Source organism: Shinella oryzae (assembly GCF_023038235.1).
In the GTDB taxonomy this organism is placed as follows: domain Bacteria; phylum Pseudomonadota; class Alphaproteobacteria; order Rhizobiales; family Rhizobiaceae; genus Shinella; species Shinella sumterensis.
In genome coordinates, this window is sequence record NZ_CP081987.1 from 3,084,315 (window position 1) to 3,101,666 (window position 17,352).

Here is a 17,352-nt window from a genome sequence, read left to right on the forward strand (position 1 = left end):
ATGAGAGCCGTCATCTGCCTTGAACCCGGCCGCCTGGCGCTGGTCGAACGGGAGCCGCCGGCCAGCGTGCCGCCGGGCTGGGCGCGCGTCGCCGTCAGCCATGTCGGCATCTGCGGCACCGATTACCACATCTTCGAGGGCAAGCACCCGTTCCTCGAATATCCGCGCATCATGGGCCACGAGATCTCCGGCACCGTCGTCGAGCCGGGTGAGAGTGGGCTGGCCACCGGCATGACCGTGGTGGTCAACCCCTACATTTCCTGCGGCACCTGCATTGCCTGCCGCAAGGGCAAGCCCAATTGCTGCACGGCGATCCGCGTGCTCGGCGTGCACACGGACGGGGCCTTCTGCGAGGAGATCGTCGTGCCCGGCGAAAACCTCTATCCGGCCGAAGGATTGTCGCCCGAGGCTGCGGCCATGGTCGAGTTCCTGGCCATTGGCGCGCATGCCGTGCGCCGTTCGCTGGCGCCGGAAGGGTCACGGGCGCTGGTCATCGGTGCCGGGCCGATCGGTCTCGGCACCGCGATCTTCTCGCGCATCGCCGGCCATGCGGTCACGATGATGGATACCTCCGCCGAACGGCTGGCCATGGCCGATACGCATTTCGGCTTCCGCGAGGGCCTGCTTGCGGGCGCGTCGGCCGCCGCCGGTGTCGCGCGGATGACGGATGGCGAGGGTTTCGACGTGGTGTTCGACGCGACCGGTCACGCCGGCTCCATGGAGGGCGCCTTCGCCCATGTCGCCCATGGCGGCACGCTGGTGCTGGTGAGCGTGGTGAAGGACGAGATCCGCTTTTCCGACCCGGAATTCCACAAGCGCGAGATGATGCTGGTCGGCAGCCGCAATGCGCTGCGCGTCGATTTCGATCACGTCATGGCCAGCATGCGGGCGGGCCGGGTGCCGGTCGAGGCACTCGTCACCCACCGCACCACGCTGGACGATGCGCCCGGGGATCTCGCCCGCTGGGCAACCCAGAAATCCGGGCTGATCAAGGCCATCGTGCATGTCGCGGCCTGAACCGCGGCGGTGCGCGGCCTGGCCGCAACCCGTTCATTTCCCGGAAAGGATCGCGCGTCTAGGATGCCGGCGTGGCATGTTGCCACGCAGCGAAAACCTGTTAGTGTTTTCGCAACTGCGGAAACCGGGTGAGACGGTGCGGCGGCCCAACGGCCCGCATCGGGAAATGGGATAACGCGACCGATGTATTATCAGCTCTATGAACTCAACCATGCGATGATGGCGCCCTGGCGCGCGGCGGCCGACCAGATGCGGATCGCCTTCCGCAACCCGCTCAACCCGATCGCGCACACCTATCTCGGCCGCACGATGGCGGCGGGCTTCGAGGTTCTCGAGCGCAGCACCCGCCGCTATGGCAAGCCCGATTTCGACCTGCCGCAGACCACCATCGACGGCAAGAGCGTGTCCGTGCATGAGAAGATCGTCTGGAAGCAGCCCTTCTGCAATCTCATCCATTTCGAGCGCTGTCTGCCGGCGGGCCATCCCAAGGACCCGAAGATCCTGATCGTCGCGCCGATGTCCGGCCACTATGCGACGCTGCTGCGCGGCACCGTGGAAGCGCTGCTGCCGCATGCCGAGGTGCACATCACCGATTGGGTGGATGCGCGCATGGTGCCCTTGGCCGACGGCGGCTTCGACCTCGACGATTACATCGATTACGTCATCCAGATGCTGCATGCGCTGGGACCGGATACCCATGTCGTGGCGGTCTGCCAGCCGGCGGTGCCGGTGCTGGCCGCCGTCGCGGTGATGGAAGCCGACAACGACCCGCTCGCGCCCTCCACCATGACGCTGATGGGCGGGCCGATCGACACGCGCATCAACCCCACCGCCGTCAACCAGCTGGCAAAAGAAAAGCCGATCGAGTGGTTCCGCGACAATGTCATCATGCCGGTGCCGTGGCCGCAGCCGGGCTTCATGCGCATGGTCTATCCCGGTTTCCTGCAACTGTCGGGCTTCATGTCGATGAACCTCGACCGCCACGTCATCGCCCATAAGGAGTTCTTCGCCCATCTCGTGAAGAACGACGGCGACGCCGCCGAAAAGCACCGCGATTTCTACGACGAATATCTCGCGGTCATGGACCTGACGGCGGAGTTCTACCTCCAGACCGTGGAAACCGTGTTCATGAAGCACGCCTTGCCGAAGGGCGAGATGATGCATCGCGACCGCCCGGTCGATACGACCGCCATCCGCAACGTGGCGCTCTTGACCGTCGAGGGCGAGAACGACGACATCTCCGGCGTCGGCCAGACCAAGGCGGCGCAGACGATCTGCACCAACATCCCCGATGACATGCGCATGCATTACATGCAGCCCGATGTCGGCCATTATGGCGTCTTCAACGGCTCGCGCTTCCGCAAGGAGATCGCGCCGCGCATCGTCTCCTTCGTGCAGGCGCATGGCAAGGCGTCCAAGGCCAGGCCGGCCAAACCGGTGCCGCGGGTCATCAAGGGCGGCAAATCCGACGGCGCGGCCTGATTTTTCAGGCCGTTTACAGGCACTTGCCCGAATTAACCTTGCGCTGTCTTGAACGCGACAGGCGGTCTAACCACATCGGATTCACCGGAAACCGAGGTGGTTTCCGCCGATCGTGAGGAAGATTGCACATGAATCAGTCAGCCTTGATCCGTCCCGACTGGACCCCCGCGACCATCGCCCTGATGGTGCTCGGCTTCGTGGTGTTCTGGCCGCTCGGCCTCGCCATGCTGGCCTACATCATCTTCGGCGACCGCCTGAAGTCCTTTAGGAAGGACGCCAATGATACCGTCGATGGCATGTTCGCCTCCTGCCGCAGCGCCTTCGGCCGCGGCAAGGGCCCGGCCTTCCGCCGTGCCACCGGCAATGTCGCCTTCGACGACTGGCGCGACGCCGAACTGTCGCGCCTCGATGAGGAACGCCGCAAGCTCGACGAGATGCGTGAAGAGTTCGATTCCTATGTCCGCGAGCTTCGCCGCGCCAAGGACCAGGAGGAGTTCGACCGCTTCATGCGCGAGCGCCGCAGCGAAGGCAAAGGCGACGTCCCCGGCTTCCCGGCGACGTAAGCCGCCTCCGTTCTCGTCATGGTCGGGTCAACCTGGCCATGATGCGGAGAGGCTGGACAAGCACTGAAATCGACCGGCGCCGCGAGCGCCGGTTTTTTGTTGGGCCGTTTCAGACGGTCTCGAATCGGCTAAGAAGAACAGCATGTTTCCCTCGTTCCGCACGCCCAGAAAGGCCCTGAAGTCACCGCCTCCGCCGGAGCGGCGGGAGATCGACGTCAACGGCCGGCAGCTGCCGCTCACCATCCGGCGGGATCTGCGCGCGACGCGCCTGACGCTGCGCATCGAACCCGGCGGCCGGGCGCTGCGCATGACGGTGCCCTCGGGCATCGCAGAGCGTGACATCAAGGATTTTCTCGATCGTCATCAGGGCTGGCTGATGACGAAGCTTGCCAGGTTCCGCACGACGAACGAACTGGCCGATGGCGGCTATGTCATGATCCGCGGCGTGTCCCATCGCATCGAGGCGACGGGCCGCCTGCGCGGGATCACGGAAGCGGTGGTGGTGGACGACGAGGCGGTGCTGCGTGTCGGCGGCATGGAGGAAAGCATTCCCCGCCGCATCTGCGATTTCCTGAAGAAGGAGGCGCGGCTGGATCTCGACCGGCTGGTTGCCGTCCATGCCGGCCGCATCGGGCGCAAGGTCAAGTCGATGACGCTGCGCGATACCCGCAGCCGCTGGGGCTCCTGCTCGGCGGATGGCGCGCTCAGCTTCTCCTGGCGCATCGCCATGGCGCCGCCCCATGTCATCGATTATCTCGCCGCCCACGAGGTCGCGCATCTAGAGGAGATGAACCACAGTTCGGCCTTCTGGGCGCTGTGCGAAAGGCTCTGCCCCGCGACGGAGGAGGCCAAGCGCTGGCTGAAACGCAACGGCAGCCTCCTGCACGCAGTCGATTTCGGCTGATCCGGCCCGACAGCGCGGTGAAGACTAGCGCCGGTTGCCGAGCGCTTCGCTGATCTTCCTGTCTGTGTTGTATTGGCCAAGCGCATAGACGGCCCAGATCGCGGCGGGCAGCCAGCCGATCAGCGTGACTTGCAGGATAAGGCAGATGATGCCGGCAACAGGCCGTCCGATGGTGAAAAACGCGAGAAAGGGCAGGAGGATGGCGATGATGAGCCGCATGATGGTCTCCGATCGGTCGTTTCCTTCCATATGGGCCCGGCAACGCGGCGGACAAGGGCGTCGCAGCAAGCCCTATTGCCGCCGTCTTTCGGCTCGACTCTTCCGGTGATTCGTGCGACTTCGTCCCCCATGACACTCGATATCAAGATCTGCGGTTTGAAGACCGAGGAGGCCGTCGACAAGGCGGTGGCGCTCGGCGCGACTCATATCGGCTTCATCTTCTTTCCCAAGAGCCCGCGCAACATCGAACCGGCCGATGCCGGCCGGCTGGCCGATCGCGTGCGCGGCCGCGTCAAGATCGTCGCGGTGACGGTCGATGCCGACAGCGATACGCTGGACGAGATCGTCGACCAGCTTTCGCCTGACATTCTCCAGCTGCACGGCAAGGAAAGTCCCGAACGGGTCCTCACCGTCAAGGCGGTCTATGGCCTGCCGGTCATCAAGGCCTTCTCGGTGCGCGAAGCCGACGACCTCAGGAAGATCGATCCCTATATCGGCATCGCCGACCGGTTCCTCTTCGATGCCAAGCCGCCGGCAGGCTCTGAGCTTCCGGGCGGCAACGGGGTTTCCTTCGACTGGAACCTCATGCATTTGCTTGACGGAAGCGTGGATTACATGCTTTCGGGTGGGCTGAACAAGGATAACCTCGCCGAGGCGATCCAGCTGACCGGCGCGCCCGGCATCGACGCCAGTTCCGGCGTCGAGAGTGCGCCCGGCGTCAAGGACCTCGGCCTGATCGAAGCGTTTTTTGAAGCGGCACGAAACGCGCAAAGCGAAACCGCCGTCGCAGGGAGAGGCACGTGAACCAGTCACCCAACCTGAATTCGTTCCGCGAAGGACCGGATGAAGACGGCCGCTTCGGCATCTTCGGCGGTCGTTTCGTTGCCGAAACCCTGATGCCGCTGATCCTCGATCTCCAGGAAGAGTGGAACAAGGCCAAGACCGATCCGGCCTTTCAGGCCGAACTCAAGGACCTCGGCGCCCACTATATCGGCCGTCCGAGCCCGCTCTATTATGCCGAGCGCCTGACGCAGCATCTCGGCGGCGCGAAGATCTACTTCAAGCGCGAGGAGCTGAACCACACCGGCTCGCACAAGATCAACAACTGTATCGGCCAGATCCTTCTTGCCAAGCGCATGGGCAAGACGCGCATCATCGCCGAAACCGGTGCCGGCCAGCACGGCGTGGCCTCCGCCACGGTCGCCGCGCGCTTCGGCCTGCCCTGCGTCGTCTATATGGGCGCGACCGATGTCGAGCGTCAGGCGCCGAACGTCTTCCGCATGAAGCTGCTCGGTGCCGAGGTAAAGCCCGTCACCGCCGGCAGCGGCACGCTGAAGGACGCCATGAACGAGGCGCTGCGCGACTGGGTCACCAATGTCGACGACACCTATTACCTCATCGGCACCGCGGCCGGCCCGCATCCCTATCCGGAGCTGGTGCGCGATTTCCAGTCGGTCATCGGCACGGAAGCGCGCGAACAGATCCTGGCCGCCGAAGGCCGCCTGCCGGATATGGTGATCGCCGCCGTCGGCGGCGGTTCGAACGCCATCGGCATCTTCCATCCGTTCCTGGACGACAAGGACGTGCAGATCGTCGGTGTCGAGGCTGGCGGCCGGGGGCTGGAGGGCGAGGAGCATTGCGCATCGCTGACCGCGGGTTCCCCGGGCGTGCTGCACGGCAACCGCACCTATCTGCTGCAGGACGAGGACGGCCAGATCAAGGAAGGCCATTCCATTTCGGCCGGTCTGGATTATCCCGGCATCGGTCCGGAACATGCCTGGCTGCACGATATCGGCCGTGCCGAATATGTGCCGATCATGGATGACGAGGCGCTGGAGGCCTTCCAGCTGCTGACCAAGCTCGAAGGCATCATTCCCGCGCTGGAGCCGAGCCATGCCATTGCCGAGGTGATCAAGCGCGCCCCGCAGATGGGCAAGGACCAGATCATCCTGATGAACCTCTCGGGCCGCGGCGACAAGGATATCTTCACCGTCGGCAAGATCCTCGGCATGGAGCTTTAAGATGACCGCACGCATGGACAAACGTTTTGCGGATCTCGCAGCCGAAGGTCGCCCGGCGCTCGTCACCTATTTCATGGGTGGCGATCCGGATTACGCGAGCTCGCTGGAGATCATGAAGGCGCTGCCCAAGGCAGGCTCCGATGTCATCGAGCTGGGCATGCCGTTTTCCGATCCGATGGCCGACGGCCCGGCGATCCAGGTGGCCGGCCAGCGCGCGCTGAAGGCGGGCCAGACGCTCGCCAAGACCATCCAGATGGCGCGCGATTTCCGCCGTGAGGACGATGCGACGCCGATCGTCATGATGGGCTACTACAACCCCATCTACATCTACGGCGTCGAGCGTTTCCTCGATGACGCCGTGGAAGCCGGCATCGACGGCCTCATCGTCGTGGATCTGCCGCCGGAAATGGACGACGAACTGTGCATCCCGGCGCTGGCACGCGGCATCAATTTCATTCGTCTCGCCACGCCGACAACGGATGAAAAGCGTCTGCCGGCTGTGCTGAAGAATACCTCGGGCTTCGTCTACTATGTCTCGATGAACGGCATCACCGGTTCGGCCCTGCCGGATCCGTCGCTGATCGGCGACGCGGTCGGTCGCATCAAGGCGCATACCCGGCTGCCGGTCTGCGTCGGGTTCGGCGTCAAGACGGCCGAACATGCCCGCGCCATCGGCGCGTCGGCGGATGGCGTCGTCGTCGGCACCACCATCGTCAACCAGATCGCCTCCAGCCTGACGGCGGACGGCAAGGCGAGCGCGGCCACCGTTCCCGGTGTCGAGACGCTCGTCAGGAGCCTCGCATCCGGCGTGCGCGCATCGCGCCTTGCGGCAGCGGAGTAAAGTTCCCACATGGGACCGGAAAGCAATTTCAGGAGAACCGTGAAGCGGTTTTCCGCCCGGAATTGCGCAGATTAACGGGAGTCTAGACCGTGAACTGGATCACGAATTACGTTCGGCCGAAGATCAACTCGATGCTCGGCCGCCCTGACCGGGATGTGCCGGAAAATCTCTGGATCAAGTGCCCGGAAACCGGCGAGATGGTGTTCCATCGCGATCTCGAGGAAAACAAGTGGGTCATCCCGGCCTCGGGCTACCACATGAAGATGCCGGCGAAAGCCCGCCTCAAGGACCTGTTCGACGATGGCGTCTTCGAGTCGTTGCAGCAGCCGAAGGTGGCGCAGGACCCTCTGAAGTTCCGCGATTCCAAGAAATATGTCGATCGCCTGAAGGACAGCCGCATCAAGACGGACCTCGAGGACACGATCCTCGCCGGCGTCGGCAAGGTGCGCGGCGTCAAGCTGGTCGCCGTCGTGCATGAATTCAGCTTCATGGGCGGTTCGCTCGGCATCGCCGCCGGCGAAGCCATCATCAAGGCCTTCGAGCGCGCCATCGCCGAGAAGTGCCCGCTCGTCATGTTCCCCGCCTCCGGCGGCGCGCGCATGCAGGAAGGCATCCTCTCGCTGATGCAGCTTCCGCGCACCACGGTCGCCGTGGAAATGCTCAAGGAAGCCGGCCTGCCCTATATCGTCGTGCTCACCAACCCCACGACGGGCGGCGTGACGGCGTCCTACGCCATGCTGGGCGATATCCATCTCGCCGAGCCGGGCGCCGAAATCTGCTTTGCCGGCAAGCGCGTCATCGAGCAGACCATCCGCGAAAAGCTGCCCGAGGGCTTCCAGACGTCGGAATACCTTCTTGAGCACGGCATGGTCGACATGGTCGTCAAGCGCCACGATATTCCCGCCACGCTTGCCCGCCTTCTCAAGATCCTGATGAAGAAGCCGGCCGCCTCCGCACCCGTGGTGGAAAAAACCGGCGCCGTCGCCATCGCGGCGCAATAACATGACGGGCGTCGCGGTCAGCGAAGCGGCGCTGGAGATCGAGAAGCTTCTCGGTCTCCACCCCAAGGGCTTCGACCTCTCGCTCGACCGCATCACGCGGCTTCTCGCGGCGCTCGACAATCCCCACCTGAAACTGCCGCCGGTCATCCATGTGGCCGGCACCAACGGCAAGGGCTCGGTCACGGCCTTCTGCCGGGCGATCCTCGAGGCCCAGGGCCTCAGCGTCCACGTCCACACCTCGCCCCACCTCGTCAACTGGCACGAGCGCTATCGCCTCGGTGTCGCTGGCGGCCGCGGTCAGTTCGTCGAGGACGCCGTTCTCGCCGATGCCGTGCGCCGCGTGGCCGATGCCAATGGCGGCGAGAAGATCACCGTCTTCGAAATCCTGACCGCGGTCACTTTCCTGCTGTTTGCCGAGCATCCGGCGGATGTGGCGATCATCGAGGTCGGCCTCGGCGGCCGCTTCGATGCCACGAATGTCATGCCGCGACCGGCCGCATGCGTCATCATGCCGATCTCGCTCGACCACCAGGCCTATCTCGGCGACCGGGTCGAACTCATCGCCGCCGAAAAGGCCGGCATCATGAAGCGCGGCGTGCCCGTCGTCATCGGCTACCAGCCGGAAGAGGCGGCCCGCGACGTGCTGATCGAGACCGCCGAACGGCTGGGCTGCCCGCACGCCGTCTACGGCCAGGATTTTCTCGCCCATGAGGAATTCGGCCGCCTCGTCTACCAGGACGAGTTCGGCCTTGCCGATCTTCCCCTGCCGCGCCTGCCGGGCCGGCACCAATATGCCAATGCCGCCGCCGCCATCCGCGCCGTCAAGGCGGCCGGCTTCGCTGTCGGCGAGCCGGCGATCGAGACGGGGCTGTCACGCGTCGAATGGCCGGGCCGCCTGCAAAGGCTCCCCGATGGGGCGCTCTTCCGCCTTGCTCCGCCCGCAAGCGAGATCTGGGTCGACGGCGGCCACAATCCCGGTGCGGGACAGGTCATTGCCGAGACCATGGCCAATTTCGAGGAGCGCGAGGCGCGTCCGCTCTTCCTCATCACGGGCATGATCAACACGAAGGATCCCGTCGGCTATTTCGACCCGTTCCGCGGCCTTGCCGAGCGGGTCTTCACCGTGCCGATCCGCGGCTCCGATGCCGGGCTCGACCCAGCCGCACTCGCCGAGGATGCCGCACGCGCGGGCCTGGAGGCCGCGCCGCTTGCGACGGTGGGCGAGGCGCTGGTGGAGATCGTGCGCATCACGGCCGAGGATTCGGTGCCGCCGCGCATCCTGATCGGCGGTTCGCTCTATCTCGTCGGCGACGTGCTGGCCGACAACGGTACGCCGCCCACCTGACAACAAAAAGCCCGGCTTTAAGCCGGGCTTTTCGGTTGGACCGGTCGGGCCGATCAGGCGGCGCCGGAAATCCAGGACGACAGGGCCGTCTTCGGTGCGGCGCCGACCTTGATGTCGGCCACTTCGCCGCCCTTGAACATGGCGAGCGTCGGGATCGAGCGCACGCCGAACTGGGCGGCCAGCTCCGGGTTCTCGTCGATGTTGAGCTTGGCGACCTTCACCTTGCCGGCGAGTTCCGTCGAGATTTCTTCCAGCGCGGGCGCGATCATCTTGCACGGGCCACACCATTCGGCCCAGAAATCCACAACGACCGGCTCTGCGGACTTCAGCACTTCGGCTTCGAAATTGGACTGGTCGACTTTAACGGTAGCCATAAGGGCTGCTCCTTGAATGGTGGGTGTTGCACAAGATGTGATGCCGCCGGGCTGCGTTTTCAAGCCCGTCAGGGCGCGCACCGTGAGCGAAACGTCCTGTCCCGTATCTCACTTTGCCGTGAGTTCGGCAAGGCTCGCCTCCATCAGCGCCGCCTCCAGCCAGAAGGTTTTCGCCGCCTCCGTGTAGATCAGCCCGCAGCGGATCTCCCGGCCGGGATAGAGCGGCGCGAGGATTGCGCGGTAGATGGCAAGCTGCGCCCGGTGCTCGAACGGGATGGCGTCGACGGTATCCGGCGGCACGCGGTTCGTCTTGAAATCCACGATCTCGACCGCGCTCTCCGTCACCACCATGCGGTCGATGCGGCCGGATACCGCAAACTCCCGGCTGCCCAGCGTCAACGTGCCCATAATGGAGACTTCCGCGCGCGCCGCAGGTGAGAAGACGGCGCGCAGGCTCTCGTCGTCGATGACGTGAAGCGCCGCGGCAATCAGCCCGGCCCGCGCGCCCTCCGGCCAATGGGCGGCCGCACGCTCCAGATAGCGCCGCGCCGCCGCCGGCCGCTCGGCGGGGTCGAAGCCCGGCAGGACCTGCAGGAAGCGGTGCAGGATGCGCCCGCGCTCCAGCGCAAGCCCGGCGCCCGGCGGGCCGCCTTTGCCCTTGCCGAACAGGGCGGAGGGCACGAGCAGATCGGCCGCATCCGTCTCGATCACCGCCGCCGCACCCGAGGGGCTGAGCGGTCGCGGCAGGGATTTCTGCGGCGGCAGCGGTCTTGCAAGCGCCTCCGGCAGCCGGATCTGCGGCTTTTCCTCGGCGCTTGCCACCGTCACCTCGCCGATCGCCGCCGCGCCCGCCTCGCGCCAGGACAGCCCTTCCCAGCTTTCGCTGCGCGTCGAGAAGGTTGTTTCTACGCAACGCTGGGTGTCGGCGGCGAGCGCCGTCGCGATCATCGTGTGCCAGGTGTCCTTGTTCTCCTGCCGCCCGCGATAACCGCAGACGATCAGCCGGTCGGCCGCACGCGTCATCGCGACATAGAGCAGGCGGCGATATTCCTCCTCGGCGCTGTCCTTGATGCGCTCCGCATCCGCTTCCGTCAGCGTGTTGGCGAAGTCCTTGAGCGGCAGCCAGGCCGGCAGGCCGCCGGCAAGATCCGTCGTTGAGAGAAAGCGCAGCTGCGGCATGTGGCTGTGGCTGAAGGGCTTGGCGCCGCCATCCACGAGAAAGACGACCGGCGCCTCCAGCCCCTTGGCGGCATGCACGGTCATGATGCGGATCTCGCCGCGCGCCTTGTCCTGTTCGCGCTTGACCGTCGGCGCCTCCAGTTCCAGCGTGGAGACGAAGGCCTGCAGGCCGGGCAGGCCGTTGTCCTCCTGCTCCAGGGCGAAGGTCAGGAACTCGTCGATGATCTCGCCCGCCTCGACGCCGAGCCGCGCAAGGAACGCCCGCCGCCCGCCGCCCGCGCCGAGGATGCGCGCATAGAAATCATGCACGGACTGCGTGCCCGCATCGGCAATCAGCCGTTCCAGCCGTGCGACGACGGGCGCAAGTCGGTCGTCCGACGCGGCCACGCTGCAAAGATGCGCCCAGAGCGCCTCGTTCTCGCCGCGCCGGGCGGCAAGTTCGAACAGCGTCTCCTCGCTCAGGCCGAAGAGCGGGCTTTTCAGGAGCGCGGCGAGCGACAGATCGTCCTGCGACAGCACGGCGAAGCGGCCCAGTGCCATCAGGTCCTGCACGGCGATGTGCTTGGTCAACACCAGCCGGTCGGCGCCCGCCACCGGCAGGTCGTGGCGTTGTTTCAGGGTGCGTGTCAGCGCATTCACGAAGGCGTCGCGCTTGCGCACCAGCACGATGATGTCGCCGGCCGCCATGGGCCGCGCCTTGCCCTTTTCCGTCACCGTCTCGTGGCCGATCCAGCCGGCAAGCGTATCGGCGATGCGCCGCGCCAGCACATTGATCGGCGCTTCCTCGGCCACCGCGTCGAAGGGCGCGGTCCAGTCCTCCTCGTCGAGGCCGGGCGGCGCGGCGATCATGGCCCACACATCGACGGCCCCCGGCTCGCGCCCGCGATTGGAGGCATGCACGATATCGCCGCCGTCGGGCGTGAGCCCGCGCGCATTGGCGGGATCGAGAAAGACCTGGTCGACCGCGGAAAGCACGTCCCGCGTCGAGCGGAAGGACAGGAGGAGGCGGATCGGGCTGAAGGCGGTTTCGGCCACCTGCGTGCGACGGGCGACCGCGCGGCCTTCCTCGGCAAACCGCTCGGGCCGCGCGCCCTGGAAGGAGTAGATCGACTGTTTCTCGTCGCCCACGGCAAAGATCGTGCGGCCGGCGATGCGGGCTGTTTCGCCGGCGAAGAAATCGTCCGTCAGCGCTTTTACGATCTCCCACTGGCGGGGGCTGGTGTCCTGCGCCTCGTCGACGAGGATATGGTCGATGCCCTGGTCGAGCTTGTAATGCACCCAGGCGCTCACCCGGTCGCGCGTCAGAAGCGTCGCCGTCCGGTCGATCAGGTCGTCGAAATCGAGCAGGCTGCGCGCCCGCTTCAGGTCTTCGTAGTCGCCGGTCAGCCGCTCGGCGATGACGAGCGCCGCCTTCGTCGCCTCATACATGCGAAAGCGCCGCAGGCGGTCGTCGCAGGCAATGACATGGGCCTGCGCGGAAAGCAGGGCCGCCTCGAAATGCGGCGCGCTGTCGCGCACTTTCTTCGAGAGGAAGGACCGGTCGATGCTGCGCGGCGAGCCGGTCGCCGTGAAGAACAGATCGTGCAGCGCAGCCCGGCGCGCTTCGGCATCTGTGAGGCGCATCACGCCGCGCAGGCCGGCGGCTGACGTCTTCACCGTCTCGCTGCCGAGGTTTTCCGCCGCCGAGAGATAGGCGTCCAGCACCGCGCCGTTCAGCCCATCGAGCGGCCAGAAGGCGGCGAGGATGTCCTCAGCCGTTTCCTGCGGGCGAAGACCCGTTTCCCGGCGAAGGATCGCCTCGATGCCGCCCGCCGCGTCCGCCCGCTCGAGGACGTCGCGGATCGGCCCGCGGCTGGCGATGATGTCGGAGATCAGCCGTTCCAGCCCAGTATCGTCGGCAATGTCGAGCACCGTGGCGAAGGCATCCGCCAGCGCCTGGTCGTCCTCGCTCGCCGTCGCCGTCAGCAGCGTGCGCCGCGCATCCGCCAGCAGCACGGCGGCCGCACGGTCGTCGAGCACGGAGAAGTGGCCGGCGACATTGGCCTCGAGCGGAAACTGGTGCAGCAGCGCTTCGCAAAAGGCGTGGATGGTCTGGATCTTCAGGCCGCCCGGTGTTTCGAGCGCGCGTGCAAAAAGCCGCCGTGCCTCCGCGAGCTTGAAGACGTCGGGCCGCGCGCCCTCGATGGCCGCCACCCGGTCGGACAGGTCCGAATCCGAGAGCGTCGCCCATTCGGCCAGCCGCTCGAAGACGCGGTTCGACATTTCGGAGGCGGCGGCCTTGGTATAGGTCAGGCAGAGGATGGCGGATGGCCGGCAGCCGGCGAGCAGCAGCCGGATCACCCGCTGCGTCAGCACATGGGTCTTGCCCGAGCCGGCATTGGCCGAAACCCAGGCCGAGCGGGCGGGATCGGACGCCATCGCCTGTTTCTGCGTGGTCCAGCTCAGCCAGGCGGCCGGCTCCGCCGATGCGGGACGGTCGTCTTCAAGCATCGTCGCTCTCCCCGCTATTTTCGGCAGACGACCATTCGGCGACGCGCGCCAGATGGTCATATTCGCCGCCATAGTCGCGCTCCTGTTCGGGAATGAGCCGCGAGGCGAAGCCGAAGCGCCCTTCGATCAGCCCGGTCAGCAGCTTTTCCAGCTCCGTCAGCGCCTCCTCGCCCAGATCGAACGCGGATTTCGGCGTAGTGCTGGCGGATTTCGTGTGTTCGTTGTTGACCTGCTCGACCTTGAAACGCTCGCCGGGCTTCAGACGCACATAGAGAAGGTTAGCCGGGTCGCGGCGTCCCGGCCCGCGGAAGGCCCCGCGCCGCATCGCCGCCGCCTCCAGCGCCAGCTGCGGATCAAGCAGCGCGCGCGCCACCTTGAGCGAAGGCGTGCTGCCGGTCTTGTAGTCGAGAATGTCGGCGCTGCCGTCGGGCAGGATGTCGATGCGGTCGGCAATGCCGGTCAGCCTTATGTCGCCGACCGAGAGATCGAGCGACGCCGGCACCTCCGTCAGGCTCTCGCGCACGCCGCCGGCGCGCTCGCCATGCCAGGCGACGAAGGCGCGGGCGACGGCGGCAAAGCGCGGCCGCCAGACGGCATCGATATGCGGCGGCAGCGCCACCGCATCGAATTCCTCGTGCAGGATACGGTCGATCAGGGAAAGCGGTTCGCCGGTCTTCTCCTCGCGCACGAACCGGTCGACGATGCGGTGATAGAGCGAACCGCGCTCGGTCGGCCCGGGGTCGAGGTTGAACGGCGCGATGGGGTCGAGCCGCAGGATATGCCGCGCATAGATCGCATAGGGGTCGCGGCGCAGTCGCCCGACCTCGCTGAAGGAGTATTTCTTCGGTTGCAGCCCGGCCGGCGGTTTGGGCGATGGGCGCGGCGCGTTCGGCACGCTCCGGCCCTGATCGATCCGACCGGCCCAGTCGATCAGGTCGCGGCCGCGGCTGCGCAGGTCGCTTGCCAGCGAAGGACCGCCCACGGCGAGCAGCCGTTGCAGCCAGCGCGAGGCGACGGTCGGGGCGGTGCCGTTGCGCAACGCCCGTGTGAGGGTCAGCTTGCGCGTGCCCGCAGCCATCTGCAGGTCGTGGCCGAGCTGGCCGATGCGGCGCTCCGGCGGCTCCAGGCCGATCTCCACCTTCATGATGCGGGAGAGAAAGGCGTCGTTGGCCGCCTGGCCTGGCCAGGTGCCCTCGTTGAGCCCGCCGATCACCACGGTATCGACGCTCTGGAGGCGCGATTCGAGCGCGCCGAAGATGAAGACCCGGGGATGGCGCATCGAGCGCGGCTTGACGCTTTCGCTCGCCGCCAGCGCCTCGATGATATCGCACCATTGCGGCCCGTCGGCCTCGATCTGCCCGTCGGTCTCCATCACGCTCTTGAGCAGGTTGGCGAGGCTGTCGCCCGCCTCGCCCGACCACAGCGCAGCCAGGTCGTTGCGCTCGTCGATGGCGACGGCCTCCAGCGCACGGCCGGTGCGTTCCGCCCAGTCCGAGACGGCAAGCCTGGAAGAGAAGCGCCGCCCCGTGCGGCTCTGCTGCACGAGCACACCGGCAAGCGGCTCCACTGCATCCGCCACGCGCTGTGCAAGCATGCGCGCCAGGGGAAGGGCGGTTTCCGGCAGCGCACTGCGCCAGCGCGGCGGGTGGCGGTCGTCGGCCTGCCGCGCCACGGCGGCGTCGAGCAAAGGCTCCAGCGTCGAAATGTCGATTTCCGCCGTGCCGCCGCGCAGGGCGGTCAGCTCCAGCGCCGTCACCGCGTCGCGCCGGTCGTCGGCGGAAAGCCCGAAGCGGGCAAGCGGATGTTTTAGCAGCGCCACGAGCGCCACGGGATCGCCCGGGCGCAGGGCCGCCTCGGCGAGCAGGCGCAGCAGCGTGCCCTGCGGGGTGGAAAGGAGCGGCGTGCCGGCGGAATCGTCCGCCTCGATGCCGAAACGGGCAAGCTCGGCGGCGACGCGACGGCCAAGCTTGCGGTCCGGCGTGATCAGCGCCGCCTGCGCGTCCGGGCCGTCCTCCAGCGCGAGCCGCAGCGCGATGGCGATCGCCACGGCCTCCTCGCGTTCATTGGCCGCCTCCACCAGCGCGACGTCGCGGAAGGCGTCGGCCACGCGCCCGGCATCCAGCGTCGAGCGCACGTCGCCCCAGCCCGCCGTGGCCTGCGTCGGCAGGAATGCGCTGGAGAGGATCCGCGCGCGGTATTCCAGCGTCTCCGGCGGCTTGCCCAGCGGCTCGACATCGTCGCGCGTGCAGCCCATGCGGGCAAGCAGGCGGTGGAGCCCGTATTGCGGATGGCTGCGCGAGGCCGCATCCGGCTTGCGCGCCGTGTCCGCGCCGCCGCCCTGATGCCCGACGAGCAGCCAGTCCGTATCGCTCATGAAGCGGTCGAGGCCGGGCAGGATGACGACGCCGTTCGGCAGCTTTGCCACTGCCGCGATCAGCCCCGCGGTGGCGGGAATCGAGCCCGTCGAGCCCGCGATGATCACGGGGCCGGCCGGCGGCGAGTGGCGATAGCGTTCCGTTTCGGCGTGCAGCGTCGCATTGCGCCTTAGGGAAGGGGAGGAGCGACCGAGTTCTGCCAGCCGCGCCGGCCAGAAATCGCTGGCGATCTTCAGGAATTCGGCCGTCAGCTGCCACCACAGCGCATGGTTGGAGGTATCGAGCGTATCGAGCGCCGTCCAGTCCAGCTCCTCCGTCTCCATCGCATCGATGATGTCGGCGAGATTGCGGGCAAGCCAGACGGCATCCGCCGGGCTCGCCGGGGCGACAAGCGGGCTTTCGGCATGCACCGCGGTCACGGCGGCCGGCAGCTGGTTGCGCCAGGCCAGCACGAGGCGGGCAAGTTCCAGAAGCCGCGTCGAGCCGGAGAGCGGCTCGGCCATGTCGAGCAAGGCCGGCGCCACCTCGTCGAAGAAGCCGCTGTCGTCCTCTGTCTCGCCCAGCGCCCGGATGGTGGGCAGGATGGCCGAGCGGCCGCCGAACAGGTCGACGAATTCCGAGCGCAGCACGCGTGCGGAGCGGCGGGTCGGCACATAGATGGTGACATCCGCCAAGGCCAGCGGGTCGGCGGGATCGTAGGTGAAGCCGGGTACGAGCCGCCCGTCGACAAGCGCTTCGGCGACTGTCTTCAGGAAGGGCAGGCTCGCCGGGATCGTATAGATCCGGCCGCCCGGCGCGCCGCTCATGCCGCCGCCTCGCCGAACGAGGCGATCACGGCCTCCGCAGCGCCGACCGCCTCGGGCGTGCCGACGGTGATCCAGTGCCCGTCGAGCAGCATGCCGTGAAGCCGCCCCTTCTCGATGGCCCGGTCGAAATAGATGTTGAGGTTGAAGGCGTCGTCGGGCGCGTCGTCGAGCAGGCCCGGCATCAGCACCAGTGCACCGGCATAGACGACCGGCGTGCCGAAGCCTTCACGATAGCGGGTGAGGCGTCCAGCATCATCGAGCGAAAAATCGATCTTGCCGTTATGGCCCGTCGTATCCTCCAGCCGCACGCAGAGCATCAGCATGTCCATGGCGTCAGGGTCGAACCGTTCGGCAAGCCGCTGGAGATTGGTTCTTTCGCCGGCTTTCTCGCCGATCCAGAAGAGATCGGCATTCATCACCATCACCGGCCCGCGCCCGAGCAGCTTCAGGCCCCTGGCCAGCCCGCCGCCGGAATTCATCAGCCGGTCCGTCTCGTCGGAGAGAAGGATTTCCGGCACCGCGCGGTGGACGAGATGCGCACGCATCTGCGCGGCGAAGTGATGCACGTTGACGACGGCGCGCGTGATGCCCGCTGCGGCGAGCGCATCGAGCCCGTAGTCGATCATCGGTTTTCCGGCGATCGGCACCAGGGGCTTCGGCATCGTATCGGTGATGGGCCGCAGGCGCGTTCCAAGGCCGGCGGCCAGCACCATGGCGTCTTCGATCTTCATTACT

Annotated in this window: 14 protein-coding genes; 9 read left to right on the forward strand and 5 right to left on the reverse strand. The window is 66.7% G+C overall.

All coding sequences use genetic code 11. The features are described from left to right. From K6301_RS15020 to K6301_RS15035, 4 genes are all read left to right on the forward strand, one after another. Positions 1-1,017 carry a zinc-binding alcohol dehydrogenase family protein gene (locus K6301_RS15020; RefSeq protein ID WP_247218061.1) on the forward strand — a complete coding sequence of 339 codons (1,017 nt, stop codon included), beginning with the start codon at positions 1-3 and terminating at the stop codon, positions 1,015-1,017. A gap of 183 nt (positions 1,018-1,200) precedes the next feature. Further along, positions 1,201-2,499 carry a polyhydroxyalkanoate depolymerase gene (phaZ, locus tag K6301_RS15025; RefSeq protein ID WP_247218063.1) on the forward strand — a complete coding sequence of 433 codons (1,299 nt, stop codon included), beginning with the start codon at positions 1,201-1,203 and terminating at the stop codon, positions 2,497-2,499. A gap of 128 nt (positions 2,500-2,627) precedes the next feature. Beyond that, entirely contained in the window at positions 2,628-3,062 is a 435-nt protein-coding gene (locus tag K6301_RS15030; RefSeq protein WP_241600830.1) for a DUF2852 domain-containing protein, read from the forward strand. A gap of 142 nt (positions 3,063-3,204) precedes the next feature. Beyond that, positions 3,205-3,966, forward strand: coding sequence for a M48 family metallopeptidase (locus tag K6301_RS15035; RefSeq protein WP_247218065.1), 762 nt, complete (start codon positions 3,205-3,207; stop codon positions 3,964-3,966). 24 nt (positions 3,967-3,990) lie between these two features. Here the strand turns inward: K6301_RS15035 and K6301_RS15040 are convergent, their stop codons facing one another. Next, the gene (locus tag K6301_RS15040) at positions 3,991-4,185 is read right to left on the reverse strand and encodes a YqaE/Pmp3 family membrane protein (RefSeq protein WP_134648580.1); all 195 of its coding nucleotides are present in this window, start codon (positions 4,183-4,185) and stop codon (positions 3,991-3,993) included. Positions 4,186-4,314: 129 nt separating this feature from the next. Between K6301_RS15040 and K6301_RS15045 the strand changes: the two genes are divergently transcribed. The 5 genes from K6301_RS15045 to K6301_RS15065 all read left to right on the forward strand — a co-directional run bounded on the left by K6301_RS15045 (position 4,315) and on the right by K6301_RS15065 (position 9,393). After that, complete coding sequence (locus K6301_RS15045) at positions 4,315-4,989, forward strand: phosphoribosylanthranilate isomerase (protein WP_247218067.1); 675 nt, start codon at positions 4,315-4,317, stop codon at positions 4,987-4,989. Further along, positions 4,986-6,206: a tryptophan synthase subunit beta gene (trpB, locus tag K6301_RS15050; protein ID WP_247218069.1), complete on the forward strand. Its 1,221-nt coding sequence runs from the start codon at positions 4,986-4,988 to the stop codon at positions 6,204-6,206. The genes K6301_RS15045 and trpB overlap by 4 nt, the downstream gene beginning before the upstream one ends. Position 6,207: 1 nt before the next feature. Beyond that, the gene (gene trpA / locus K6301_RS15055; RefSeq protein ID WP_134648586.1) at positions 6,208-7,047 is read left to right on the forward strand and encodes a tryptophan synthase subunit alpha; all 840 of its coding nucleotides are present in this window, start codon (positions 6,208-6,210) and stop codon (positions 7,045-7,047) included. An 89-nt stretch (positions 7,048-7,136) separates the two neighbouring features. After that, positions 7,137-8,048, forward strand: coding sequence for an acetyl-CoA carboxylase, carboxyltransferase subunit beta (gene accD, locus K6301_RS15060; protein ID WP_247218072.1), 912 nt, complete (start codon positions 7,137-7,139; stop codon positions 8,046-8,048). A 1-nt stretch (position 8,049) separates the two neighbouring features. Next, entirely contained in the window at positions 8,050-9,393 is a 1,344-nt protein-coding gene (locus K6301_RS15065; protein WP_247218074.1) for a bifunctional folylpolyglutamate synthase/dihydrofolate synthase, read from the forward strand. Between the two features lie 53 nt (positions 9,394-9,446). Here the strand turns inward: K6301_RS15065 and trxA are convergent, their stop codons facing one another. The 4 genes from trxA to K6301_RS15085 form a co-directional block, all read right to left on the reverse strand. Further along, complete coding sequence (trxA, locus tag K6301_RS15070; RefSeq protein WP_134648592.1) at positions 9,447-9,767, reverse strand: thioredoxin; 321 nt, start codon at positions 9,765-9,767, stop codon at positions 9,447-9,449. A gap of 108 nt (positions 9,768-9,875) precedes the next feature. Beyond that, positions 9,876-13,436: a double-strand break repair helicase AddA gene (gene addA / locus K6301_RS15075; RefSeq protein ID WP_247218076.1), complete on the reverse strand. Its 3,561-nt coding sequence runs from the start codon at positions 13,434-13,436 to the stop codon at positions 9,876-9,878. Beyond that, on the reverse strand, positions 13,429-16,617 hold the full coding sequence (gene addB, locus K6301_RS15080) for a double-strand break repair protein AddB (protein WP_247218078.1): 3,189 nt from the start codon (positions 16,615-16,617) through the stop codon (positions 13,429-13,431). The genes addA and addB overlap by 8 nt, the downstream gene beginning before the upstream one ends. Beyond that, positions 16,614-17,348, reverse strand: a complete 735-nt coding sequence (locus tag K6301_RS15085; protein WP_247218080.1) for a nucleotidyltransferase family protein — start codon at positions 17,346-17,348, stop codon at positions 16,614-16,616. The genes addB and K6301_RS15085 overlap by 4 nt, the downstream gene beginning before the upstream one ends. Positions 17,349-17,352 lie beyond the last annotated feature (4 nt).

Bases quoted from the DNA above. Each gene is read 5' to 3' on its own strand.
- K6301_RS15020 (WP_247218061.1), top strand. From the start codon at position 1: ATGAGAGCCGTCATCTGCCTTGAACCCGGCCGCCTGGCGCTGGTCGAA.
- phaZ (WP_247218063.1), top strand. From the start codon at position 1,201: ATGTATTATCAGCTCTATGAACTCAACCATGCGATGATGGCGCCCTGG.
- K6301_RS15030 (WP_241600830.1), top strand. From the start codon at position 2,628: ATGAATCAGTCAGCCTTGATCCGTCCCGACTGGACCCCCGCGACCATC.
- K6301_RS15035 (WP_247218065.1), top strand. From the start codon at position 3,205: ATGTTTCCCTCGTTCCGCACGCCCAGAAAGGCCCTGAAGTCACCGCCT.
- K6301_RS15040 (WP_134648580.1), bottom strand. From the start codon at position 4,185: ATGCGGCTCATCATCGCCATCCTCCTGCCCTTTCTCGCGTTTTTCACC.
- K6301_RS15045 (WP_247218067.1), top strand. From the start codon at position 4,315: ATGACACTCGATATCAAGATCTGCGGTTTGAAGACCGAGGAGGCCGTC.
- trpA (WP_134648586.1), top strand. From the start codon at position 6,208: ATGACCGCACGCATGGACAAACGTTTTGCGGATCTCGCAGCCGAAGGT.
- K6301_RS15065 (WP_247218074.1), top strand. From the start codon at position 8,050: ATGACGGGCGTCGCGGTCAGCGAAGCGGCGCTGGAGATCGAGAAGCTT.
- trxA (WP_134648592.1), bottom strand. From the start codon at position 9,767: ATGGCTACCGTTAAAGTCGACCAGTCCAATTTCGAAGCCGAAGTGCTG.
- addA (WP_247218076.1), bottom strand. From the start codon at position 13,436: ATGCTTGAAGACGACCGTCCCGCATCGGCGGAGCCGGCCGCCTGGCTG.
- addB (WP_247218078.1), bottom strand. From the start codon at position 16,617: ATGAGCGGCGCGCCGGGCGGCCGGATCTATACGATCCCGGCGAGCCTG.
- K6301_RS15085 (WP_247218080.1), bottom strand. From the start codon at position 17,348: ATGAAGATCGAAGACGCCATGGTGCTGGCCGCCGGCCTTGGAACGCGC.